This is a genomic window from Spirosoma pollinicola, assembly GCF_002831565.1.
GTDB classification, from domain to species: Bacteria; Bacteroidota; Bacteroidia; order Cytophagales; family Spirosomataceae; genus Spirosoma; species Spirosoma pollinicola.
The window spans coordinates 299,633-324,760 of record NZ_CP025096.1 but is presented as its reverse complement, the minus strand read 5'-3'; the positions used below and the strand labels follow the sequence as shown (position 1 = coordinate 324,760).

The following is a 25,128-nucleotide window of genomic DNA, read 5'->3' as shown; positions in this document are numbered from 1 at the left end:
CTCTTTACAACTGTGACTTTCGAACTCACCAAAGACTACCTCGATCATATTCAGTCGGCTATTGATGCGAGCGATGATACGCTGTTGCGGACGGAAATGGAGGAACTGTTTCCCGCCGACATTTCCGGGATTCTGGATGAGTTAACCCCCGAATCCGCCCATTACCTACTCAGCCTGCTTGATAAAACGGTTGGTGCCGAAATTCTAGCTAACCTCGACCAGACCGAGCGGACGGCCTTGCTCAAACTGTTTACATCGGCTGAGCTAGCGCCCTTCATCAACCAGATGGACTCCGACGATGCCGTGGACGTCCTGAATCAACAGCCTATTCAGATTCGGGAAGAGGTGATCGGTTTTCTGGAAGACCGCGAACAGGCTCGATTTATTCTGGACTTGCTCCACTATGAGGATGGTGTTGCGGGTAGTTTGATGCAGAAAGAGTTGATTCGGATCAATGTCAATCTAACGGTCAACGCCTGTATCGAGGAGATTCGCCAGCAAGCCGAAGATGTCGAAAATGTGTATGCGATTTACGTTGTCGACGATGTTGGGAAATTACTGGGTCTGGTATCGCTGAAGAAGATTGTGCTGGCCCGGAAGAACGCCAAGATTGCTGATATCTACGATGAAGACATCGTTTTTGTCGAAACGTATCGCCCGGTTGCCGAAGTAGCCGAGGTGATGCAGAAGTATGACCTGGATGCTATTCCGGTTGTAAACGTGCAGCAGCGGCTCCTGGGCCGGATCACGATTGATGACGTGGTCGACGTTATTACCGATCAGGCCGAAGAAGATATTCAGGTTATTTCGGGGCTTTCGGGCGAGGTAGAGGAGGACGATAGCGTCTGGCAACGCTCCAAAGTGCAGCTTCCCTGGCTGGTGGCGGGGGCGTTGGGGAGTTTGATGGCAGCCACCGTCATCAATGGATTTCAGAGTGAATTAGGCAAAGTTGCGGCTCTGGCTGCTTTCATTCCTATTATCGGATCGACCGGCGGTAATGTTGGCATTCAGACGTCATCGCTGATTTTACAAAGCCTGGCCGATACCTCGGGATTGAGCGTAACGTTTGGTCGGCGGTTGCTGCGAACGTTGCTGGTGGCGGTTATCAACGGGCTGGTGGTGGGCCTGATCGCCGGAACGTATACATTTATCATTGGCGAACCGCGTTTGTTTTTCGTGGTGGCTACGTCTCTGCTTGCCGTTGTTATGCTGGCGTCGTTCATGGGGACGGTAACGCCCCTGTTACTCAATAAAATAGGGATAAATCCGGCTGTAGCGTCGGGACCATTCATTACAACAGCCAATGACCTGATTGGCATTGGTGTTTATTTCATGATTGCACAATGGCTTTTGGCCGAAGTTTAACAGGCTATGACTATCCGTTTCGCTACACCCGACGATGCCCCTTTTATTCTGGCCATCTACGCGCCTTATATTCTCGGTACCACCATTACGTTTGAGTATGAGGTGCCAACGGTAGCGGAATTTGCCGCCCGAATCCAGACCATTCAGCAACAGTTTCCGTATTTAGTGGCCGAACTGGACGGGCAAATTCTAGGCTATGCCTATGCGTCGAAGCACCGGGACCGACCTGCTTATCAATGGTCGGTCGAAACGTCGGTGTATGTCCATCCCGATGGGTACCGAAGGGGCATTGCCCGCCAGCTTTATACTCTGTTGTTTGAGTTTCTGCGTCGGCAGGGCTATTATAATGCCTATGCGGGGATCACAAGCCCGAACCTGAAAAGCGAGACGTTTCATCGGGCTATGGGCTTCGACTACATTGGTACGTACGCCAATATTGGCTACAAAATGGGTGGCTGGCACGATGTAGCCTGGTTTCAACTGACTTTGCAGCCTCACGAGCTAAACCCAACTAATCCATTGCCCATCGGGCTGCTATTGTAAACCTATAAGGTTTCTAGAAACCTTATAGGTTTGGGAAATTCACTCATCGGTGTACATGCCTTGCCCGAATCCGACGGCCACCCCGCCCAAGGCCAACAATACCGCCTGAGTCATTTCGGGGTAAGCCATAGCGAAGGATAAACCCATAGAATGTTTTTGAGCTATCGAACGAATCGTTGCTGAAATCATAATAGCCTGTGGTAAAACCAAAGCCGAGTTTAGGCGAAAGCTGCGCAAAAATATTGTAGCTCAGTTCGAGCATTAAACTTCCTTTTGAGTCGAAAAGCTTGCCCGCGCCTAGAGCCATCTCATTCGCAAAGATGCCATAATTGGCTACGTTCATCGTTACCCGTCCTTCTAAGAATAGGGTCGTATCGGGTCTAAGGGTGTTTCTGCCGAAAGCGACACCTATGTCAATAACGTGGAATGTTTTACCAATTTCAATATTTTGGGCCACCCGGTCGCTTGTTTTGCCTGCTCCTGTATAAATGGCAAACGGCACCGATCTGGCATACCAGGGGGCCTGCTTAAAATTGAATGTAGCTTTTACCGAGTCTTTTACTGACTGTTGGGCCCGAAGATAGCGGGTCGAGAGGGTTAAGAACAGAAATATATACAGGCTATTTCTCAAGCAGAAATGTCTCATAAGTCGCTATAAACGGGAAAGTGATAAGGTGTTGGTTAGTACCATTCGTACCGCGTAAATCTATAAGTAGCGATTTGTGCGTTAGTATGAACAAAAATAAACCCTGCTACCGACTTAACGACTATGAGAACACTAATGAATCTTTTTAACCGCTTCGACCGGCTGGATACAAACATCAATCGATGGCTTGTTACCTATAGCATTTTACTATTGCGTATCGGTATGGGTATTATATTTCTTGGTTTCGGGATTCTGAAGTTTTTTCCGGGTATCAGCCCCATTGAATCGCTGGCCACCCGAACCACAACGGTACTCACCTTGGGTGTCATTACCGGACATAACGCTATGGACTTCGTAGCTGCTCTGGAGTGTATAATCGGCATCTGCTTTGTTACAGGTCGATTTCTACGGGTTGGTGTCTGGCTGATGGCCGCCCAGATGATAGGGGCGATGTCGCCTTTGCTCATCTATCCCGGCGAACTGTTCCCCGGTCCCTTGCATGCGCCAACGTTAGCCGCTCAGTACATCATTAAGGATATCATACTGGTAGCGGCTGGCATGGTGATTGCCGCCACCTGGACGGGCGCACGCATTGTTGCCGAACCCAAAAGTTTACGAAGTACCCTGAAAGGGCGTATTCCTGGTGTATATGGTGTGAAACGCCTTGCCGGTAAGGTCGCGGCCGTATAAAACGGATTGCCTGAAGAAATGGTGAAGACGATACAAGAGCGAAACAAAGTAGCCTGAACAGCAACTCCTCTGGGCAGAACCAATTCGGATAGGGGTTATCTTTACGGCAAACCTGCTGTACTATGAAAAGTGGACTTTATACGCTCCTGTTTTTATTGATTTTTAGTGCGAGTTATTCCCAAAAGCTGTTAATCCCGAAAGGTGCCAACCGAATTGAAATCACGACCGCCCTGTCAGATACGGCCTTGTTCGATATGATTGAATTCAGGCTTGAGACGTTGGGTTTTTTTATGGATCAGTCAGACCAGAGCAAAGGGTTCATGATAACGGAGTTCAAAAATATGGGGGATGAGATCGCCATAAAAGTGGTCGTTTCTATTCAGAACAATACAGTTACTTTTAGAGGATATGGCGAAGCGGAGGTGTCGGGTAATAAATACACCAACGTACCTCTGGCTAATAAAGGCTCTGGAAGCGGGGTCGAACGGAGCGGGTTCAATCAACTGAACGATCTGGTTAAAAAGCTCTCCAAGTCGATCGGTGCATCGACGATCATGTATCTGGCTCACTAACCAACTCCGGCGGCAAAAAAATGATCAAACCTTATTACAAACGTTCTGTTACAGGGTAGTCACTAAACTTATTAATTCACCTCATGGCTAATCCAGATAATTCCAATCCAGAACACAAAGAAGGCCCTGTCGCCAAGACGATTGAAGAACAAACGGCTAAGCTCCCTTCTGACTTATTTTTATGGGCAGCTCTGGGCTCCATGGGCGCTTCATTATACCTTCAATATACCGGCGACCGTGATCGTAGTTTATTCATCGGTCAATGGGCGGCTCCCTTTTTGATACTTGGCTTGTATAATAAACTAGTGAAAGTAGAAGGAAGTGACTAGATCAAGTCAGGACAATAAATTATGCGGCTTGCTACTGACCAGTAGCAAGCTTTTTTTGTGATCATATTCTCCCTTATTACACGGTATGGCCAGGCAGATGACGGTGCTGCTCCTTGATGAGGGTCTTACCTGAAAAGAATTGATGACCAGTTTATTTGGCAAGGATTTTGTCTAAGTTAAGTTGATCGAAATTAATTCCATCGACTTGCTCGACTTAGTCAACTTTATGACCACGCGCCAAATGCTCTTCGCTTTACTTCTTATGGTAGGCGCCTTCGTCGGGTTTATGGGTTATTGTTACGCCTGGATGGATTGGGTGGATGACGTTCAGACGGGAGTTTACCGAAAGAACTATCTGGAAGCGGCCGGGGAGACATCAGCCCTTGGTCTGTATACCTACCTCGCCATTCGTTTTGTGAAACGCAACGTGACGCTTTAATAAAGAGAGCTACTATAGCACCGCCTGAACACTCGCTGTCTGCGCTTACTACAGGCGGCTAACGCATTTCTGGTCGGGTCATTTGGCGAACTGCTTACGGCTTATTCAAACCTTGCTACCTAATGGGCGTTAATAAGATAAAATAATCTTTCGCTGTAACTATGCAAACTGACGATGTAAAGTCGCGACTAATTAGTCAACTCAAAGAGTTCCTGACTTATACGGTCAATACCGATAACGATACTATTGTTTCCCAGTATACGCTGATCACCGCGTTGGCAGATCAGGTAGTGGCAAAACCTGAATCGGGACCTGTTGCCAATATAATAGGACCGGAAGAGGTATTTAATGCAGACTATGACTACTTCCTTAGCGTCAATACGCTCAGTCCCCAGCCAGCCGAGCGCAAAACATATGCGCTGGAAGGGTTACAGGAACGGTTTCGAAAACTAGTAAAGCAGCTACAGGAAGCGTAATTCGTCATCTTATAAGCCTGACAAGTCAATCCGTTTAAGTCCATTAACCAACTATTCGTTTTTCAACATGTATAATCTGTTACATTGTCCGAAGTGTGGGTCGGATCAGCTGGCTGGGTTTGGCAATAAGCAACCGATTAGCCTTACTGATATAAGTTTCAACAAAGAAGAAGAAAATCAAGTGCTGGCTGATTTGTTCAGCGGTGACAACCGAGATCGGCAATGTTTGCATTGCGGCTTTAGTTGGAATGCTGAGCAACAGCTGCTCCAGTATCAAGATGACCAAAACCAGATCAATGCGCTTACGTTTAAGGAGCGAGCGAAAAGGTTTTACGCTGATTATGAATCGGGACAGGTTGACCATGCCAGGCAAATTATCCCGATAGAGGCAATCGGCGTATACAAAAGGAAAGGTATAAAGGCAGCCTACAGGTTTCTCAAACTGATAGAGGTAAAGACAGGTAGATTTAAAAGAAGGGCGATGTTTGCTGCTGCTGCAGTCATATTGATACCAGTAGCCATCTACCTGCTTTCGTGTAACTAGAGTGCTTATAGTAGTCCCCGTTCGCCGTAAATCGGCTGATGCGATTATTACTAACCGAACTGCCCGATGCTTTGTAAGTATAATAAACATAGAGGAAGTTGTTAGTGCTGAAATTAGGGTCTAGTACCACTTTCAGCAACCCTCGCTCATTAAAGTTGTCTACATTGGGAATCGTCAGAAAAGGAGTTGATAATAGTACGCCATTTTTGACGATTCGCAGCTTACTATTTTCTCCGCCAGAAAAACGCGCCAATCAGGAGCAATGTCCATTCCAACCGGGTCTAGCCCGGTCGCTACCTGAACACCAGCAAAATTGCCCGGAAAACTTTGCGCCAGCACCAGTTGGCACTGAACCAGAAAAAGCAGGGCGAAGCCAGCGATTGCTTTCCCAAGTGAAATGAACAGGTATCTACTTTTCATGTTAACGTTTAGTTGGATGATTTATGGATTTCGTTTACTGCCTGTAACTGTATTGAATGTACGTATAAATTACAACTAAGTGACAACACCTCAGGCTATAGATAACCGGTTGACAGGTAGTAAGGCCTGCCTGTCAAAAAGTAGTGTTTATCGCTGTCCCATTCCCTTAATATTGTTGAACAAGATCAGTCAACAAGACTAGTTGGACGGTTATAGTCTGCAACCAACTGACACAACCTGATGACATCTTCTCCATGGATCTGTGTCGTCGATGACGATGCCGATTATCGCGCAATATTCCAGCTATTCTTCCAACAGTCTTGTCCCCGGTACTTCATTCGCCTGTTTGCAGGTGGTCAATCTTTTTTAGATGCCCTTCCTCAGATGAGCCAGCCACCTAGCCTAATCATACTCGACCGGCATATGCCCGGTCTGGATGGGCATCAGACCCTGGAAATCTTAAAGCAACATCTTAGCTATAAACGGATTCCGGTTGTCATGATGAGTGCTCATGCCTCTAGTAGTGAGATCAACAACTGTTATGAATCAGGGGCTAATTCATTTATACTAAAACGTCTGGATCCAGCTTCGTTACAGGTCTCTATGTCAACCATTTGTCAATACTGGCTGGAATTGAATCAGGTATCAATGGCCGCTTAATTCAGATTCAACAGAATTGAGCAGTACTTCCGGCACAAATTAACGTCAAACATGATCACCCTTTTTCTATTGATCAATCAGGTCATCACTTATTACAAGCCATCTACGGATACGTAGCGAATGTTTACACGTGTCCTGGCAGAAACAACTGAAAAGAATAAGGGCTGCACCGTGATGAGAATTCCCTAAATTGATATCTTTGCACCTATGAACACCCGCTGGCGTTTATGGCTTCTACACCTCTTGACCCTGTGTTTCTTCATTTCAGCTGTTGAAGTGAATACCCAGAAGATAGTCAATACCTGGGGGGATTATTGCGAGACCTACTTACCTGTCAAGTATGTCGCCAATTCAATCCAATCGGCTACGGTCTCTACGTTGCGGTCAACAGAACAAATCAGCCAGACTATATCGTTTGTCAGCCTGTTCCTGGCACCAGACTCTCTCTTTATACAGCACAGTAACCGGTCATCATTTAGCCCTTTCAGGCGAATTTACCTTCGGTGCTGTCAATGGCTTAAGTAGGAAAGCTTTCAGGCACAGGCATGCTTTCCAGCTTTGAAAAGCTGTTGTATGAAACCAGTTCGTTTTTTCGATGGCTGGAATCAGGCGGCTCTGGTCGGCGATGAATGAATTAGGTGCTGGTCCTGAATAATGCCCGGTAAGTTCACTCAGCCGGGCCTCCAAAATCAAAATGGCACTGCCTGAGATCAGTCAATTGTATAACTGTCGAACCAGTCTCTTTGACTTTTCTCTGAACTAGTGAAAAGCCGGAATTAGCTATGTGCAGCTCGCCAGTTAAGTTCTTTGCACCAATGCGCCACAATCGGTGAATCAGCGTGCGCTCCCCATGAATTGGATTATCTCCCCTATACTTAAGTTGGCAATGCCCAGCGAAAACTAGCCGTATGTCCGTATGAGCGGGTTATGCGGAAACTATTTAAAGTCAGTATGAATAATAAAAGCCACCTTGATACAGTATCTGCTGCGGGACTATTAGTCGCCATGGGCATTATCTATGGTGATATTGGGACCTCACCCTTGTATACCTTACGAGCCATAATCGGGCCGACAGCAACCATCAAAGCAGATGTTATTCGGGGAGCGATTTCCTGCGTATTCTGGACGCTTACTCTACAAACCACCATTAAGTATGTCATCTTGATATTACGGGCCGATAACCGGGGAGAAGGGGGTATTTTTGCCTTATACGCACTAATTCGTCGCCACGCTCGCTGGCTGACTGTGCCCGCCATCATTGGCGGAGCGGCACTACTGGCCGATGGGATCATTACCCCGCCCATCTCGGTCTCTTCGGCGGTTGAAGGCTTACGGTTGTTATATCCTACCATTAGCGATGGGCTTATTATTCAAATCGTCATTGGTATTCTGACGATCCTGTTTTTAATCCAAAGCTTTGGCACCAGTGTAGTAGGAACCGCTTTTGGGCCCATTATGCTGGTTTGGTTCATCATGCTGGGTACGCTGGGGGCTTTGCAAATTGTTCAGGCACCAGCTATTCTTTCCGCGCTGAATCCCTATTACGCCTGGTGGTTATTAGCCGAATATCCGGGTGGTTTCTGGTTGTTAGGGTCGGTATTTCTCTGTACAACGGGGGCTGAAGCCCTGTATTCTGACATGGGCCACTGTGGCAGGGCCAATATCCGGGTTAGCTGGGTGTTTGTCAAAACCTGCTTACTGCTCAACTATTTTGGGCAGGGCGCCTGGCTGTTGAGCCAGGCGGGACAATCCCTGCAGGATCGGATTCCATTCTATGCAATCATGCCCTCCTGGTTTTTAACTATTGGCATTTTTATCGCTACTGCCGCTACCGTTATTGCCAGCCAGGCCTTAATTACCGGTTCCTTTACGCTGATAAGCGAAGCGATTCGGCTCAATTTCTGGCCCAAGGTTCAACTCCGTTATCCCAGTGCCCAAAAGGGACAGCTTTATGTGCCCAGTATTAATTTCCTGCTTTGGAGCGGTTGCGTAGGGGTCGTGCTTTACTTTCGGGAATCGGCCCACATGGAAGCCGCTTATGGACTGGCCATTACTTTAACGATGCTGATGACGACCCTGCTTATGTCGTATTATCTGTATACCCATAAATATCAGGCCTGGTGGGTGGTCTTATTTCTGACGATATATCTGGGGCTAGAAGGTAGTTTTTTGGTGGCCAATCTGATCAAGTTTCCCCACGGGGGCTGGGTTTCAGTGCTGATTGGGTCGATCATAGCCGGGGTCATGTACATTTGGCTGCAAGCCTTTCGGATTAAGCTACGCTTGACCGAATATGTACGAATCGATCAGTATACGCAGGCGATCAAGGAACTTAGCCGCGATATAAGTATTCCCAAGTACGCCACCCACATTGTCTTTATGAGCAATGCGGCCCGTCAGTCTGAAATTGAATCGAAAATCATTTACTCAATTTTTCAAAAGCGTCCCAAACGAGCCGACATCTATTGGTTCGTGCACGTCGATATTACCGACGATCCCTACACGATGGAATACAAAGTAAATACCATCGCCCCCGATGATGCCTACAAAGTAACCTTTCGGTTGGGGTTTCGGGTTGAACAGCGGATCAATCTGTTTTTCCGCAAGGTGATTGAAGACATGGTTCGAAACAAGGAGGTCGACATTACGAGCCGCTATGAATCACTTAGTCGACAGAATGTGATTGGTGATTTTCGGTTTGTGGTCCTGGAGAAATTTCTTTCCTTTGAGAATGAGCTGCCGCCCGTGGAGCGCTTCATTATGAACATTTACTTTTCGATAAAATCTGTCACCACGCCCGAGGCCCGTTGGTTCGGGCTGGACAGCAGTTCGGTTAAAGTGGAGAAAGTGCCACTGGTTATCCGACCTGTGGAAAACGTTCAGTTAAAACGGATTACGTCCTGATCATAAACTATATTCTGTTCTACAGGAAAGCATCGAAACGTGTGAGCAGGCTATTGATCTAGTTGGACAGATGTTGAAATTTGTGCGCAAACGTCCGATTTAAATCGGACGTTTTTTTTGACTAAAATAAAGTAAAAGGTAAATGTGAAGACGTTGATTTACTAACTGCCAACAACTACCAGTCGCACAGAATCCTTGGAATAAAGCCCTTTCTATTAAGAAAGGGCTTTATTCCAAGGATTCTGTGCGACTGGTTCACCAGACCAGCCAAGCTATTTTTACTTAAGCGGGGTTGGTAGTGTCACGAAATAAATTCGATTCAGATCAACTTTACCTGTGGCAGGTAGAATTTTGGCAGTGAATCCATTCTTACCGTTATCGACCACGCCGAAATCATCATCATTGGAAATAGCCAGTTGGGTTGCGCTCAGTATAGAAATACCCTCTGCTTTATCGTGTGGGTAAACCGGAGAAATCCCCGTTAGTAGATCGAAGACCAGCGTTTTCGTAACGGGTATAACGCCCGCAGTTTGCAAGCCAGCTTTGTCTTTTAGTTGCTCGACAGTCAAACCATTATAGAGTTTGCCACCGTCGCTATTTGTTGGATCCGATATATCGGTTGCGCCCGCCAGATCAAATTTATATACCCGCTTAAATGTGGCTGGCTTTACTGGATTACCACCATAATCGCCGTCACGTTCTAGTGCTAAGAAGGTTGTGTTAGTAATGGCAGCAATGTCACTGCATCCTGTCAAGCTGGCATTTTCCATCAAATACACATATTGTTTCGTTAGGCCGGTCGCTATTTCGAAGGTGACAATTCTGATTACGGTTGAACCCGTTATGGCTCCTGATGATGGATTGTACATGGGCGACTGCATCAGGCCCACCAATGTTTTTCCATCGGGTGTTATCGTTAGTCCTTCCATACCCCGGTTAGGTCGACGCCGGGCCAGCACTTTAGGCAAGGTGCGTCCACCGGTACCCGAACCAAAGGGATTGATCCGCTCAATTGTTTTACCGGTGGCGTCAAAATGCGCAATATGCGGGCCATACTCATCACTGATCCAGAACGTTCCGTCTGATGCCAGCACAAGCCCTTCCGAGTCAATACCATCGGCACTAGGTACAATCGTCTGCCCATTCAGATCAAGGGCAATTTCGCCGGTATTACCCTGACCTGTTGGGTTTGGTAATCCCGTCAATGCCTGTCCATTTACGTTTTTGAGCAAAATTGTTTTTTCTAAAACCAGTTGATTGCCCACTACATGGAACCGGCCGATTTGGGGTGTAAAATCCGCTTTGCCAAAAATAATGGTATTGGCGGCTGAACCGGCTGCATTTGGTCCCCGATCTGTTAGTAAATAAAATACGGTCGGATCGTTAGGATCTTGAGCAATGGCCGATCCGAATCCACCATTATAAAGCACCGTACCGTTGGGGGAGGTTGACAGCACCGCTGGATTTGATGCCTCGGCAAACGAAGGAAGGATAGCCGGGATTCGGTGGTCTTCGCAGGCGGCTACCAGAAGGCCACTTATAAGAACACAACTAGTGGCAATTGAGCTAGGTAAAGAGGATAATCTCATAAGATCAGCTTTGTTTATCGCAAAGCTATTGTGTCCTACATTACCTAAATGTAATATAACGATTGGCTTTGTTAGGCCATTGTTAAATTTAAACCTTTTGTCAATGATCTGGCTGAAAATACCCCCGACTGCTCAATTACACCAATGAATTGTTTGGCCAGCGGAAAAAGGCGTCCATTTTAGTAAGGTTACCATTGCAAACGCAATCAGGTTCGACAAATTGATCAACGCTTCAGAAGTAGCAACTCATGGTAAATCGTCTAAAGATTGGGGCTGCGCTTGGTAAAGTTTCTTGAAAAAGTAGCCCAACCCGTTTCCGAAGTTCATATTTGGCAATATAGTTTGCGGGTTGTGAATTGAATCAATCGGCTACCAACAAGAGATGAACTGGAGGAAACCGTAGAAGCCTCATTGACCCAGGCTGGTTTGTGGTGCGAGGTAAAAGACGACTTCAAAAAATCGGCGCTGACACTATCAGGTGGCCAGCAGCAACTGTTGTGCATTGCAAGGGCATCAGCCATTAAACCAGCCGTACTGCTATTGGATGAACCCACATTGGGCCTTGGCCGGAATAGATAGAAAGAGGAGAATAGCAGTAGAAAAATAAATTGCCTTCCCCAGGTATACTGAACGTATCGGCTATTTTCGGCAACCAGATTCATAAATTTATTAATCTAATTTCCTGTCATTCAGTCGTTTATTTGTATGGCTGGATAAAATAAATAATTGACCTGTAGATCTCCTGCAAGACCGGTTTATTTCTTTAATAAAAATCTGATAGAATAATAACACTATAGAAATGCTGGATTAAAACTCAGGTAATCTACGAAGGCGTCCTTTGTACTTTTAAAAAGCGATCAACTGAGGGTACTTCTTTATCTGGTTTTGGGGCATTCAACATTGGCCAAACCTGCCATCGCCCACTTAAACTTCATCCAGCAATTACCCATGAGGGCATTCTACTTCATCTTAATCTGCACCGCTGAAATCGTCACCTTTTCAAGGGTAGACGTTAATCTGGCGCTCTCCTCATCCCTGACGCTTGATTCGCTCGGTGCCTGCCAGGGGGTTAGTTATCAGGGGAATAAAGCGTATTTGTATGGTGACCGTGAAGTAGGGGTTATCCGTACCTATACTGTCGAAAAAAACAACATTACCTACACAGGGCAGGAAGTCAAATTGACAGAAGGTGGCCAGGACGTTATTAACCACCCAACCTGCATCGCGTATACGGGTAAAGGCCCCACGTTTATCGGCAATAGTATTCGGCTGAATCCCGAAGGCACTAAATGGCGTGCCGTTATTTATAATGTCAACTGGGAGGGCCTGCTCCGCACGGGTACACTGGACGGTAATCTGCTGAATACCATTGAAGACGACGCCTGCATTCAGGGTACGCGTCCCGAATACGTCCAGTACCAAAATAAATGGTACGTGGCTACCGCCGATTATGGCGATAAACGCAATGAAGTAAGACTTTACGACCCCGAACGTCTGGCTACTGCAAAAAAGACCAGCGATCCCGGTGTTGTGGTCAAGCGATTCACCTGCTCACCCTGGGTGCAAAACCTGCACTGGATACCATCCAAAGGTATACTCGTACTTATTCAGAATCAGATCGAAGGTCGGCGCTGGCGGTTCACATTCGTGGATTTGAATCAGTCTGTTAAGCAAGGCAAACAGCAGGTGATTAAAGAAATCGACATCGATAAAGCCGATGAACTGGAAGGCTTTACGCTCCTCAACGATCAGGCTACGGGCCTGGCCGTAACGTCGTCACGAACCAGTAACGTGCATTTTGTAGGCCTCACCTGGTAGGAGAGGCTTTTCTCTAACCATAATACAACCCCTATGATTATGAATCACTACTCAACAAAATTGAGCAGGTTACTGATTTGCCTGCTGGTACTGGGCAGTTTGGTTCCCAACTCACTAACGCTGGCTGACAGACATACAGCCCGATGGCTTTTGAGCCATGCCGCGACAATAACGGGTACAGTAACGGATGAGCAAAATCAACCGATTCCCGGCGTCAATATCGTTGAAAAACAAACCCGGAAAGGCACCGTTACGGATGCTCTGGGGAAGTTTACACTGGACGTAAATCCCGGTGCCACACTGGTATTTTCATCAGTTGGTTTCGCTACGCAGGAAGTGGTGGTTGGCTCCCAACTGACACTCGCCATCAGACTTAAAGAAGATGTCAATCAACTCAATGAAGTGGTAGCCGTGGGGTATCAAACCTTACGCAAAAGCGATGTAACCGGTGCCATTTCAAACGTGAAAGCGCGTGAACTGAATGTTACAGCCCCAACGCTTGGACAGGCATTGGTAGGTAAACTCGCCGGTGTACAGGTATCCCAGACGGGTGGAGCACCCTATAACACCACTAAAATCCGGGTGCGGGGCATTGGCTCGATCAACGCCAGTTCAGATCCGCTTTATGTTATCGACGGATTTCCGGCAGGTAATGATGTATTCATTAACCCCAATGATATTGAGAGTATCGACGTGCTGAAAGATGCTGCTTCGGCAGCTATTTATGGTTCGCGGGCGTCGGGGGGTGTTGTGATTATTACAACGAAACGGGGGAAAGACGGGAAAGGTAAGTTTGATTATGAGTACCAGTATGGCATTAACCAACTGGCAAAAAAAGTAAAACTGCTGGATGCCAGTGGCTTTGCTCAACTCGTTATCGACGGACGAAACAACACCTACCGCGATCTGGTCCAGAACAGTGGCAAAACCTGGACCGACGCGATGTTTTCGGATGATAATGCGACCCGTATTGGCAAAGTAGGGAATGCCGGTTCAGTGAGTATCCCCACGGATATTTACGATTTCGCGAATCAAAAACTGATCACCCCTAAGTACAACACCGACTGGCAGGACGCCCTCTACCGGAATGCGTCCATGAGTCGCCACAACCTTACCTTTTCGGGCGGTAACAACGGCTTGCGCTACCTGATTAGCGGAGGGTATCAAAATCAACAGGGGATCATCGTCGCGACCAAGCAGGAACGGGTAAACTTTCGGGCGAACATCGACGGCGAAATCAGCAAGAAGTTCAAAGTTGGCGCGAGCCTTTTTGTGACCTCAAATACGAACCGTGAGGTACAGGAGGGACGATTCAATCAGGGGCCCATTTTGGGAGCGCTGATTATGCCGCCAACCTTCAGAGCTTACGACGACAAGGGAAATTTGGTGAAAAATGAAGTAGCCGCCCAGCAGCCGGTCTATGGGTATCAGACCATCGAAAATCCCGTGGCGCTGGCCATGGAAACAAACATTAACCGTAAGGGATTACGGGGAACGTATAACGGAACAGCTAGCTACGAAATTATTCCGGGCCTCATCGCCAAAGCCAATCTCGGTTTACAGACCTATAGCGAAAAGTACGAGTACTACCTGCCCACGAGCCTGAGCAACGGGAACAATCCGCCCTATTCACCCCAGGCCATCGCAGCCGCTACTGCTACGGCCCTGACGCTCAGTACGCAGAACGTGCTGGCCGAATTTACCGCAACCTATACGAAGCAGCTTGGCAAACACTATCTGAACGGCTTGGTAGGCTATACGGCTCAGAAAACGAACCTCGATCAGATCAGTGTATCGGCGCAGGGTTTCCAGAATGATGCCGTGCAGGAAATAACGGCCAAAGGTGCTGACCCAACCAATTTCTTTCAAAGCAATACCACCAGTAGTGTTGGGTTTACGGGAACAGGGAAACAGGAAGAAACACTGCTTTCTTACCTGGCCCGTGCCGAGTATAACTACGATGGCCGGTACTACCTGACAGCGGCCTTCCGGACAGATGGCTCATCGCGATTTGGCCCGGCCAACCGCTGGGGTAGTTTTCCGTCCCTGTCGGCAGGCTGGACAATTTCCAACGAGCCTTTTTATACCGACTGGCTCGGGGCAGCTTCAACGCTTAAGTTACGGGGAAGCTGGGGCCTGACTGGTAACTACAATATTCCGCTGTATGGGTATCAGCAGACAATGGCCAGTCCGACGGGTGCCGTTTTCGGATCAGGCACGATTCAGACAGCTTTCTACTCCGGTGCGCTCAAAGATCAGAAACTAGGCTGGGAATCTACCTCGCAATTTAATCTGGGCCTTGATGTGGGCTTGTTCAACAACCGGCTATTGCTTATTGCCAATACCTACCTTAGTGACTCGTATAATCTGCTGTTCAATCAGCCCATTTCGGCTATTTCCGGGGCCACAAGTATCCTGACGAATTTGCGAAACTCTAAAATTCAGAACCGGGGTTATGAGTTTCAGGTCGATGGCCGGGCTATCTCAACGCAGGATGTCAAACTGAATCTGAGCGGAAACATTTCGTTCAACCGCAACAAAGTCCTGAATATGGGCGGTGCCAATACCATTCTGGTGGCGGGTGCCGAGCGCTCCTACATTACCCACATCACGCAGGAAGGCCAGCCCGTTGGGATGTTTTACGGGTTCAAGGTAATTGGCATGGTGCGGCAGAAAGACGTGGATAATATTGCCGCCGACAATGCGGTGTATAATGCCTCAACCCAGTCATTTCCAAGCGGCTATGTGCTGAAAGGCCCCGCCCGGTCAGTAGCCTCCACGAACCCACTCCGCCCCGGCGATCTGATTTTTCAGGATGTCAATGGCGATGGTGTGGTAACGGATGCCGACAAACAGGTGATTGGTACACCGTATCCAAAGTTCACTTATGGGTTTTCGGTAAACGCCAGTTATAAAGAGTTTGATGCCAGTGCGTCCTTCAACGGTTCTTACGGAAATCAGGTGCTCGACGGGCAGGATTATTACGTCTATAATATGGAAGGGTCTGGCAACCAGTACTCTACCGTGGCTGACCGGTATCGTTCTGAAGAGCAGCCGGGCAATGGGTTGGTGTACCGGGCGTCGCGTGGAGGTACCCAGAGCAACAGTACCCGGTTATCTTCTTTCTATTTACAGGACGGCTCCTATCTGCGCTGTACGAACATCACCCTGGGGTACAACCTGCCCGTGGCCGGACTGACCAAAGCGCGGGTAAGTGGTATTCGGTTGTACGTTAACGTAAACAATGCATTTACCCTAACGAAGTACAAAGGGTATAACCCCGAAGTCGATTACAACAACGGTGCAAACCTGTCGCCGGGTGTCGATTATGGTAAATACCCACTGGCCAGAGGCTACAACATAGGCGCTAAAATCTCATTTTAAGCCATAACCAGATAGTGAAAACGCCGGGCGCTGGTGTTGCTTTCGCCCGGTAACCAATCTTGAAAAATCATGAAGTATAAACTATTCTCTCGATTTTTACCAGTGTTGATACTGGTTCTGCTGGGCGCATGCCGTCAGGATTTCCTGATCGAAAACAACCCGAACGCGATTGTAACGGCCGATTATTACAAGACCGAAAACGATGTGCTGCTGGCGCTGAACGGCGTCTATCAAGCCCTCCGCGATAACAACGGGATTGCCGAGAACAGTGGCCTGTTTTCGGAAGAACGCTCCGATAATACCGGTCGGAATGATAACCAGTCAAACGCCGGAGAGCCGTTTCAGTTTAACGCCTTTGCGCTCCTGCCCAGTAATTCGTACCTGCAAACGCACTGGAATTCCCTTTACCAGACGATCACGCGGGCAAATTATGTGCTGGCCGGTTCTGAGATGGTAACCTTTGCGAAGCCGGAAACAAAAACGCAGTACCAGGCGGAAGCTAAATTCATCCGGGCGCTGATCTATTTTACGCTGGTTCGCAAGTGGGGTGACGTGCCTTTAGTGACCAAACCCCTTACCACAACGGAAGAGGTTACGGCCAACACGTTTCGGGAGAAAAAAGAAACGGTATATAAGCAGATTGTTGCCGATTTGACGGACGTAATAAACAGCCCGCTCCCCGATGTTCAGGCCGCTGCCAATAAAGGCCGGGTTTCGAAAGTGGCTGGTAACGCCCTCCTGGGACAGGTTTATCTGACGATGGCAACAACACTCGATCAGGCAAACCGAAACGCTAATCTGACACAGGCGAAAACCTTTCTGACCAATGCCTACAGCAAGCGGACGTTCGGTTTACTGAAAGAGATTCCTTACGCGGATGTGTTCGATGTGAGTAAGAAAACGACCAATCCGGAAACGATTTTTCAGATTGTTTACAAACAGGGCGACATCAACTATTCGTCGAGTATAGCCGCAAATAATCAGGCACAGGGTGAAACGATCAATTCTCTTCGGACAACAACGGGCGTTGGGGGTAACGTAACCCCCGATCTGGTAAAAGAATACGAAGACGGTGATGTTCGGAAGGATTACTCCATCAAATATGCGAACGCAGCGGTGGTGAAAGATTATTTCGTCACCAAATTTCGGGATGCCAGTTCAACCGCCGGAACGAGTGGCTATGGCGGCAATGACTGGATTCTGATGCGGTATGCCGATGTTATCCTGATGCTGGCCGAAGTAAATCTGTATCTGGGCGACGAAGCAACGGCTATCGGGTTTCTGGATCAGGTTCGGGAACGGGCCAAGTTACCGGTGTATAGTATTGCCAAAACCAACCCTGACTACAGTGCTAAATTCCCAACGCTCAAACTGGCTATCCTCCACGAACGGCGGGTTGAACTGGCTTTTGAGAACCAACGCTGGTTTGATCTACTACGCTTCTTTACACCCACGGAACTGGTTGCGTACATACGCTCGAAAAGCCAGGCCGACTTTGGGGCTGCCCAATTAACGAACTTCGGAACGAAGGATTATTACTATCCAATCCCGTTCAACGAAGTAAAATTGAATCCGACCGGTATGTACCAAAACCCGGGTTACTGATATAAAAAGGGGCTGCTTGCTGAACGGTGTTAGCAAGCAGCCCCTTTTTATATATGTTTCTTTATTCCTTCTTCGCCTGTTTACGCGCTTTGTAGTTCTTGAAACGATTTTGGTACTCGTCAAGCTGTTCGGGGGTATATTTTTTTCGGTACTCTACGGGTAGTTCGAGCCGTTCGGGTGCTAATACGAGTGCCTGATCATTGAGGGTGTTTTGTCCGTTACTGGCTTTGACCAGTTCAAATGAATCGTATTTCTCACCCGTTACGGTGTAGGACTGATAGGTCAGCTTGTCGCTGTTAATCGTTATGGTTTGATAAAGCTGTGTGTTTGAAGCTGCCCGATCCATCCAGTCCTGTAAGCCAATATCATACATCTTCGGGCCACTCACCGACACGACGTAGATTGGTCCATCCGGATGTTTACGGCTTTTTCCTAAAGGCATGTTCAAGCCTCGTCCGTAGGTGTGGTCGTGACCCTGTAACACCAGATCAACGTGGTATTTTCGGTAAATTGGTTCCATGCGCTCCCGCCATTCGTTGTTATCCCGGCCCTTAGCCGTTGAATAAATGGGATGGTGGTGGGTGATCACGGTCCAGCGATTAGGATTCTTGCTCAGGGTCTGAATCAGCCAATTAGCCTGACGAGTCATGGCTGACGTATCGACCAGAGCGAGCTGTGAATTCAGAAAAATAAACCGAGTGCCCTGATAATCGAACGAGTACGCAGTCTCCTCAAAGCCTTTTGGGCCGTTTTCGGGTAATACAAACGAAGGTCGCCAGTGTCTTGACACACGGGCTTTGCCCTGTTCATCTTTAAAATATTCGTGATTGCCGGGCACGGCCAGTGTTGGCACCACGCCATTGATCCAACTACCGGCTTCAAACCATTCGGCCCACTGCCAGTCGGCATTGGAACTGTTGATTAGGTCACCGGCGTGAATCATCAGGCTTACCGTAGGCAACTTGGAATAGGCTCCGCGAATGGCACGCGACCACAGCGAGCGGATGTCGTTCTGAGCATCACCAAAGTAGAGGAACGAGAACGGAGCCGGATGATCCTGCGCTGTTGTAAACTGAAACCACTCCGTCCAGTGGGTGCCATCGCCCACCCGGTAGTTGTATTTAGTAGCTGGTTTCAGGTCGTTGAAATGAACGGAATGATACAGAACCGTTTTTCCATCCATCCCGACGCGCTCGGTAGTGGCCGAAATGAGCGTTGCTTTACTCGCCAAATCGGGTGACGGATCTGCTTCGGTAATAGCGCCAACTGCTTTAGTGACCGTCGAGTCGGTTCGCCAGTTGACCGATTGCGAGGTAGCAGGATTAGCCTGCCAGCCAAGAATGACCCGATCCGGATAAGCCGACGCGGGATAGTCTTTATGAAGCTGGGCCTGAACCGAAAGCTGTGTCAGAACAAGACAGAAAATCTGGAAAATAGTTTTCATAATCCGCGATTGATGCCGGTGGTAGTCTAATTGCCAGGGAAATGATATTTCTGTAAAATAGCCATGATTTTGTGGTGAATCTCTGTGTTTTCATAAACACCCCGAAAATCCAGCGAATGTGGGCCGTAGGCAAAAACCGGCACCATAATGCCCGAATGGTCGTTGGTGCTGAAGTTGCCATCGATATACCCTCGCTTCAGATCGCCATCTAAAAGACTCAATCCGCCCGTTTCATGATCCGCCGTGATGATAACCAGCGTTTCACCATTCGAGTCGGCGAATCGAATGGCATCGCCAATGGTCCGGTCAAAGTCCAGCATTTCGTCAACAACGTACCGCATGTCGTTGGCATGTCCGCCATAGTCAATCTGGGCACCCTCAGCCATGACGAAAAAGCCCGCTTTGTTAGGGTCAAGGTCATGCAGTGTTTTTTGAAGACTTCGCTGCAAAAAGTCTTTCCGCCCTTTGCTCACCGCCACCACTGACTGATCGTCCAGTAACACAAACGGGCGTTTCAGGCTCTCCAGTTGATCGAATGCCGTGCCGACCTGATACCCTTTCTGATGGAGCGTGTCCAGAACGTTCTGTTCCTTAAAATACCGATAGCCGCCCCCAATCAGAATCTGAACCGGATTACGAAGAAAATCAGACGCAATTTCCCGTTCGAACATGCGGTCGGGCTGATGGGCATAAAAAGCCGCTGGTGTCGCGTCGGTAACTGGACCCGCCGATATCAGCCCGCTCACCATGTTCCATTTCTTGATCAATGTCGGAATCGCAGGTACCGGATTACCTGACGAATCGACTCCAATGGCACGGTTATTGGTTTTTTGCCCTGTGGCCATGGCCGTTGCTCCGGCCGCCGAATCGGTAATGTAGGTATCAGCCGCACTCGTTTTTGAAAAGCCAATGTTCAACAGTTTCGCCAGATTTAAATCGCCCCGGTTCGCCGTTAGTCCAGCGTAAATCTGGGCAAGCCCCATGCCGTCGCCAATCAGCAGGATCACATTTTTGACCCGGCTGCGGCTATCGTTATTCCGGTAGGTTGGCTGGTAGAGCGTATGGGGCGTTGGGTTCTGGTATTCGGCCGTCTGACGTTGGCTCAGAAAATGCCCGAGGGGGGTAATCTGGTCGGTATTGATGTAATCGACACCCATATTCATTAGCGTTTTCCACGTGTTGATATTATCGGGTGTTGCCCAGAAACGGATTTTTTTACCCTGTCGATGTACCTGCTGGATAACCGTCTGGATCCTGGCCCGTTCATTTTTGACGATTAAGCCTTTTCCATTCCAGCGCGTATAGACGGGAAACGCCTGACTGATGAGGCCAACATGCGCGAGTTGTTCAGGCGTGTAAACAACCTCGGGGCGTCCATCGAACTGGAGCCAGTCGGGGTAATTTTTAAACTGGTCAGGTGTCGGTACGTTGCCACTCACGACAACCTTTACCGGCCCGCCAGAACCAAAAATATCCGGATAAGCACTTAGCGCCCTTACCAGTATAGGCAGCGACAAGCGGGCAGGCGTTTTTAAGTCGATTAGCCATTGCAGGCCGTAGCTGGCGTTGGCATACAGTTTACCCTTGTTCGCGCGTACTTTTTCGACAATGGGGTTAATGTACAACGCTTCCAATGTCCGGGCGGGGGTAATATTGGCCGAATCGTGGGCTACGTAAAGCTGGCCGTTGCGGGCATAGATATCCGCTTCTACTGAGCCGAAGGCCTGGTCATAGGCTTGCAGGAACGGAATCGTTTGCTCATAATCATTATGCGAGTGTGCCTGAGCGGGTGAGTAGGACGTGCGCGGCTGGGCTCTCGCCATCAAAATCCCGGCAACCCAGGCGGCAAGAACCAATAGAATCTGTTTTTTCATGGATTTATCAGGAATCGCTAACCGAAATAGACACACCGGGCGGGAAAGAAGGAGAGTATACGCTGATTCTGCAAAAATTGGGTTCAGACGTACTGGGTATACGTGTTCTCAACCGATCCATCGTCGAATAAGTCGACAAGCGCATAACCCGGAGCGGTCTGTTTATACTTGCCAAACCACCAGGCTCCGCTCACGGCTCCGTTACAGAAATAAGAAATGCCGTTGTAATCTACTCGATCAACTAAATGAATATGGCCGCTCAAAGCGGCCTTTACATTCGGGTGCTTATGGAATAAGTTGGTTATACGAACCGTATCGCTATGCATCCAGCGAGCAGGGATATTCCAGTTTTCGCTCGTAAAACGGTCGCCGTCAAAAAACACACAGGCGGCCAGGATGGGTAAATGCGAAACAACCAGAATTGGCGTCTCGACGGGGGTTGCTTTAAGATCGGCTTCGAGCCATTGAAACTGGTCTTCATCCAGATGGGCGGTATACCAGCTTTCGTCAGGCTTGGGCTGTACGCTGTCCAGCATGATGATATGCCAGCCGTTTCGGTCAATGCTGTAATAGCGTTTCGCTAGCTGAAATTCATCCATCGCCCACTGCCGACCCGCTTCGAAGCAAACTTTGGTTTCCTTTTTACACCAGATGTCATGATTTCCGATGCAGCTTAAGATGGGTAACGCATTTTCACTACGGAGCACAGATTGGTAGAGGCTCCATTGCCGGCTCACGCTATCTTTTCCCCGGCCGTGCGCTTCCATGATTGCATCACCCCCGTTGATAATCAGATCTGGTTTATCGGGGAGACTCTGTACATGATGGAGGCATTTTTCGAAGCCTTTGGCTGCCCCCACCATAGGTTGCATGTGTACATCGGTGAGGTGAGCGATCCGGAATACCCGCTGTTTCGGTTTTACCAGGGTATGCCCGGAGGCTAAATTGTTTACTGAAAGAGCGGCAAGGCCAGCACCCATTCGCCTAACTAAATCCCGACGATTCATACATACTTTGGTTTGCGCAAAGTAAGGTGCTAACTATTACGTGTTGATTAAGGCCGCTTTACATTTCTGTTAGGGAATGTTTCTTGTTAGCGATATTTGTTAACAAAGGCAGCTAAATAAGACTCTAGGGACGTTGGTTAACTGACGCCAATGTTCTACTTGAGGAAAGCCAGAATCTATAAAAAGTAGAATAGTAGAACCGGAATGGACAGAATAAGAAGAAGACCAAGTGAAAAAATAAGTTGCCACTTCCACGAATAATGAACGTAACGGCTATTTCCTGCTACTAAATTCATTAGTTCGTTAATATAATGTCTTATCATTCAGATATTTATATGGTTAATTGCCTGAAAATAAATAACTGAGCAAGAAATTTCATATTATGAAATTGTGATGCGCCAGGAGTAGTTGAAGAGGTCGTATTAAGCGGGTACTCAAGTGAAGATCTACTGTGCACCCGCTTTGCGTTCAGATAAGAACTAATAAATTAACGAACCGCCACGTGCTTCTGCATGGGTAAGTTGGCCAGTTGTAAAGCCGCAATTTGCCAATGACCGTCGGTTTCGTTGAGAACACCGGTAAAACGTATCAGGTCTGTACCAGACAAGCGAGTGCTCGTGATTCCCGTTGTCACAATGACATGTTCGTCAAGTGCCTTTGCCTGTTCGACCTGAATGATTGTCTTCTCGGCTGTGGTATTTTTTTTGATGGGATTCGTTGATGTTGTTTCCTCGATAAACTTACCTTCTTCACTACTAATCATGGCCCGCTTTGCAATTGTGCGCCTTAGTAGGGCCGTATCGCCCTCACTAACTGCCAGCGCATAATCCATCATCACTTTTCGGGAAATGGAATCAACCGCCTGTTGCGCCAACCCGCGTTCTTTCTTTTTTTCGGGGCCAAACGCTTTTTTACCTGCGTTGGCTAACTCTTTGAAAACGGGTAGATCAGCGGCAATGCCACCCACAAATACCAGAGTAATAAACACCGGCAGAATCAATTCTTTCCGGAAACCACCTTCCCTGCGGTTAACCGAATAGTTTTTGATCGAAGACCAGTTGTTGATAATGTGGAAAACAGTAGCAACGAAGAACAGGATACCAAACCAGGCGTGAATGTGTTTGGCTGAGAAATGATTTCCCTGTCCCAAATAAATCAGTAGGCCAGTAATCGCCAGCACGAAATAAACGGCAGTTACCGTAAGGCTAACCAGGTTTTTAGATTTCATATAACAGATATGCTTTGACGAAATAGTCCGTTTTACAAAAAGAATCTGGCAGCCTGCCGCAACGATTCGTCTCGGCAGGCTGCCAGATTTACAGGGGTTACTTAGTTACTTTAAACGAATCGAGTTCTTTGCCATTGACATCAACCTGGCGGACAGTTAGTGTTTTGCCATCTACATCGGCTACCGTGAGGGAGTGGACGTTCGAGTAAAATTTATCCGTAAACTTCTGCCACGAATCGGGATCATTATTTTGCTCCGGGTTATAAAGCGTTTGGCCACCCGCACCCGTTACCAGATAAATGATTCCCTTTGGCGTAGTTTTAGTTTTGCCGTCAAATGACTTGTCGAGTGTCCAGCGGCCGTTCACTACCCGTCCCCGCGCCGTTTTGGCCCCCATGCTCGCTACTAACAAAACGCCTTTACGGTCGGGAACAAACGTTAATGGAAACGAGCGCTGGTAGTTGTGTACGTGACCTGTGAATACCACATCGACCTTTCCGGCTTCAAAAAGTGGCGACAAAAGTCGGGTGTGCTGCTGTTCGTAATGCTCACGAGCCGAGTTGAAACCCGGATGGTGGAACATCACGAACCGCCAGGTAGCGTCTTTGGCACTGGCTAAATCAGCTGCGATCCATTCCTGCAAGGCTTTGTCCGTAAAATCGACGTAGGGGTTCGAGTCGATCACCGTCCAGTGGGCATTGCCATAGTTAAACGAGTAATTCGACATTTTCAAATAGGCATCACCAGCCGCATCGGTAAAGGCTTTTCGATTGTCAACTGATGCTGTTAGGATTGGTACCATCGGGCCGCCTTCTGTGCCGCCCAAGCCGTTCAGTGGCTGATTCCAGTAGTAGTAATAGGCCAGTGCGTCGGGATATTTGTCTAAGTCACGTGTGTCGGTATCGTGGTTGCCGGGGGCAACGATCATAGGCACCGACCGTAATAGTGGGGCTCCTGTCGAGTCGATTTGATTGGCGTTATAAATTGGCCAGAATCGGGTGCGGTACTCCGAAATAAGACCTCGTTCATAGACAATATCGCCGGGAACCACTACGAAATCTGGTTTTGCCAGAAAAGCACGGGAAGCAAGTTTTTTCTGGGCTGGCGTTTCGGCACCAATGTCAGCAAATGCGACAAAACGATAAGGCTGGTCGGCTTTTTTCGTGGCTTGTGCTTCGGCGGTAAACACCACTTTGCCCGCCTTCAACAGCCGGTAATTGAATTTGCTGCCCGGTGTCAGGCCGGTAAACGTGGCATCATAAACCAGATGCGGTTCAATACCTGCCACGGCCACCCGAACGGAGGTTGGGGCGTCCGTTTTTTTCCAAGTACCGTTGGCTTTCGTTTGGTATTCAACAGCCCAGTCGGTGCTGGCGTCGGGCGTATGCCAAAGGAGTTGTAAGGTCTCGGGCGAAGGAGTGCGGCCAATCTGAAGATAGGGTCGGGCAATGAACGGTTCATCCGTTTTCCTTTCCTGTGCCACACAGGTCTGGGCTAACACGATCTGCCCGATCAACAAAAGCGCTATAAGTGTGTTTTTCATGAGTGAATGGGCGAAAGAGCGAAAGAGCGAAAGAGTGAAAGAGCGAAA

Annotated in this window: 22 protein-coding genes and 1 pseudogene; 13 read left to right on the top strand and 10 right to left on the bottom strand. The window is 48.2% G+C overall.

Annotation, left to right across the window (positions count from 1 at the left end; genetic code table 11):
- Window positions 1-12 precede the first annotated feature (12 nt).
- Together mgtE and CWM47_RS01330 are read left to right on the top strand one after the other, a co-directional pair.
- Window positions 13-1,365 (top strand): magnesium transporter, encoded by a 1,353-nt coding sequence (gene mgtE / locus CWM47_RS01335; RefSeq protein WP_100986003.1) that lies wholly within the window; start codon window positions 13-15, stop codon window positions 1,363-1,365.
- A 6-nt stretch (window positions 1,366-1,371) separates the two neighbouring features.
- Window positions 1,372-1,908: an arsinothricin resistance N-acetyltransferase ArsN1 family B gene (locus CWM47_RS01330; RefSeq protein ID WP_100986002.1), complete on the top strand. Its 537-nt coding sequence runs from the start codon at window positions 1,372-1,374 to the stop codon at window positions 1,906-1,908.
- A gap of 43 nt (window positions 1,909-1,951) precedes the next feature.
- Here the strand turns inward: CWM47_RS01330 and CWM47_RS01325 are convergent, their stop codons facing one another.
- Window positions 1,952-2,554, bottom strand: a complete 603-nt coding sequence (locus CWM47_RS01325) for a hypothetical protein (protein WP_100986001.1) — start codon at window positions 2,552-2,554, stop codon at window positions 1,952-1,954.
- A gap of 123 nt (window positions 2,555-2,677) precedes the next feature.
- Here CWM47_RS01325 and CWM47_RS01320 point away from each other — a divergent pair, with 123 nt between their 5' ends.
- From CWM47_RS01320 to CWM47_RS01300, 5 genes are all read left to right on the top strand, one after another.
- A complete protein-coding gene (locus CWM47_RS01320; RefSeq protein WP_206170594.1) occupies window positions 2,678-3,244 on the top strand; it encodes a DoxX family protein in 567 nt (188 codons plus the stop codon).
- A gap of 122 nt (window positions 3,245-3,366) precedes the next feature.
- Window positions 3,367-3,816, top strand: coding sequence for a hypothetical protein (locus CWM47_RS01315; RefSeq protein WP_100986000.1), 450 nt, complete (start codon window positions 3,367-3,369; stop codon window positions 3,814-3,816).
- A gap of 83 nt (window positions 3,817-3,899) precedes the next feature.
- Window positions 3,900-4,145, top strand: a complete 246-nt coding sequence (locus CWM47_RS01310) for a hypothetical protein (RefSeq protein ID WP_100985999.1) — start codon at window positions 3,900-3,902, stop codon at window positions 4,143-4,145.
- Between the two features lie 226 nt (window positions 4,146-4,371).
- A complete protein-coding gene (locus CWM47_RS01305) occupies window positions 4,372-4,584 on the top strand; it encodes a hypothetical protein (protein ID WP_100985998.1) in 213 nt (70 codons plus the stop codon).
- 161 nt (window positions 4,585-4,745) lie between these two features.
- Window positions 4,746-5,060 carry a hypothetical protein gene (locus tag CWM47_RS01300; RefSeq protein WP_100985997.1) on the top strand — a complete coding sequence of 105 codons (315 nt, stop codon included), beginning with the start codon at window positions 4,746-4,748 and terminating at the stop codon, window positions 5,058-5,060.
- Between the two features lie 79 nt (window positions 5,061-5,139).
- Here the strand turns inward: CWM47_RS01300 and CWM47_RS40155 are convergent, their stop codons facing one another.
- The 3 genes from CWM47_RS40155 to CWM47_RS38895 form a co-directional block, all read right to left on the bottom strand.
- A complete protein-coding gene (locus tag CWM47_RS40155; RefSeq protein ID WP_157815872.1) occupies window positions 5,140-5,424 on the bottom strand; it encodes a hypothetical protein in 285 nt (94 codons plus the stop codon).
- Window positions 5,425-5,560: 136 nt separating this feature from the next.
- Entirely contained in the window at window positions 5,561-5,857 is a 297-nt protein-coding gene (locus tag CWM47_RS40150; RefSeq protein WP_206170593.1) for a PQQ-dependent sugar dehydrogenase, read from the bottom strand.
- The gene (locus CWM47_RS38895) at window positions 5,779-6,024 is read right to left on the bottom strand and encodes a hypothetical protein (protein ID WP_206170592.1); all 246 of its coding nucleotides are present in this window, start codon (window positions 6,022-6,024) and stop codon (window positions 5,779-5,781) included. The genes CWM47_RS40150 and CWM47_RS38895 overlap by 79 nt, the downstream gene beginning before the upstream one ends.
- Window positions 6,025-6,264: 240 nt before the next feature.
- Between CWM47_RS38895 and CWM47_RS01285 the strand changes: the two genes are divergently transcribed.
- Together CWM47_RS01285 and CWM47_RS01275 are read left to right on the top strand one after the other, a co-directional pair.
- Window positions 6,265-6,684, top strand: coding sequence for a response regulator (locus CWM47_RS01285; protein WP_100985995.1), 420 nt, complete (start codon window positions 6,265-6,267; stop codon window positions 6,682-6,684).
- Window positions 6,685-7,635: 951 nt separating this feature from the next.
- The gene (locus CWM47_RS01275; RefSeq protein ID WP_100993683.1) at window positions 7,636-9,588 is read left to right on the top strand and encodes a KUP/HAK/KT family potassium transporter; all 1,953 of its coding nucleotides are present in this window, start codon (window positions 7,636-7,638) and stop codon (window positions 9,586-9,588) included.
- Between the two features lie 278 nt (window positions 9,589-9,866).
- Here the strand turns inward: CWM47_RS01275 and CWM47_RS01270 are convergent, their stop codons facing one another.
- Entirely contained in the window at window positions 9,867-11,177 is a 1,311-nt protein-coding gene (locus CWM47_RS01270) for an esterase-like activity of phytase family protein (RefSeq protein WP_100985993.1), read from the bottom strand.
- Between the two features lie 304 nt (window positions 11,178-11,481).
- Between CWM47_RS01270 and CWM47_RS40000 the strand changes: the two are divergent.
- The 4 genes and pseudogenes from CWM47_RS40000 to CWM47_RS01250 form a co-directional block, all read left to right on the top strand.
- Window positions 11,482-11,741 (top strand): annotated as a pseudogene (locus CWM47_RS40000) (ATP-binding cassette domain-containing protein); the annotation flags it as partial.
- Between the two features lie 384 nt (window positions 11,742-12,125).
- Window positions 12,126-12,995 carry a hypothetical protein gene (locus CWM47_RS01260; protein WP_100993682.1) on the top strand — a complete coding sequence of 290 codons (870 nt, stop codon included), beginning with the start codon at window positions 12,126-12,128 and terminating at the stop codon, window positions 12,993-12,995.
- A gap of 39 nt (window positions 12,996-13,034) precedes the next feature.
- Window positions 13,035-16,379: a SusC/RagA family TonB-linked outer membrane protein gene (locus tag CWM47_RS01255; protein ID WP_100993681.1), complete on the top strand. Its 3,345-nt coding sequence runs from the start codon at window positions 13,035-13,037 to the stop codon at window positions 16,377-16,379.
- A gap of 69 nt (window positions 16,380-16,448) precedes the next feature.
- On the top strand, window positions 16,449-17,984 hold the full coding sequence (locus CWM47_RS01250; protein WP_100985991.1) for a RagB/SusD family nutrient uptake outer membrane protein: 1,536 nt from the start codon (window positions 16,449-16,451) through the stop codon (window positions 17,982-17,984).
- Window positions 17,985-18,045: 61 nt separating this feature from the next.
- Here the strand turns inward: CWM47_RS01250 and CWM47_RS01245 are convergent, their stop codons facing one another.
- The 5 genes from CWM47_RS01245 to CWM47_RS01225 form a co-directional block, all read right to left on the bottom strand.
- Window positions 18,046-19,428 (bottom strand): purple acid phosphatase family protein, encoded by a 1,383-nt coding sequence (locus CWM47_RS01245; protein WP_100985990.1) that lies wholly within the window; start codon window positions 19,426-19,428, stop codon window positions 18,046-18,048.
- A gap of 26 nt (window positions 19,429-19,454) precedes the next feature.
- Complete coding sequence (locus CWM47_RS01240; protein WP_100985989.1) at window positions 19,455-21,302, bottom strand: alkaline phosphatase; 1,848 nt, start codon at window positions 21,300-21,302, stop codon at window positions 19,455-19,457.
- Window positions 21,303-21,385: 83 nt separating this feature from the next.
- Complete coding sequence (locus CWM47_RS01235) at window positions 21,386-22,309, bottom strand: metallophosphoesterase family protein (protein WP_100985988.1); 924 nt, start codon at window positions 22,307-22,309, stop codon at window positions 21,386-21,388.
- A 487-nt stretch (window positions 22,310-22,796) separates the two neighbouring features.
- The gene (locus CWM47_RS01230) at window positions 22,797-23,537 is read right to left on the bottom strand and encodes a DUF4405 domain-containing protein (protein WP_100985987.1); all 741 of its coding nucleotides are present in this window, start codon (window positions 23,535-23,537) and stop codon (window positions 22,797-22,799) included.
- A gap of 97 nt (window positions 23,538-23,634) precedes the next feature.
- The gene (locus tag CWM47_RS01225; protein ID WP_100985986.1) at window positions 23,635-25,080 is read right to left on the bottom strand and encodes a purple acid phosphatase family protein; all 1,446 of its coding nucleotides are present in this window, start codon (window positions 25,078-25,080) and stop codon (window positions 23,635-23,637) included.
- Window positions 25,081-25,128: the final 48 nt, after the last annotated feature.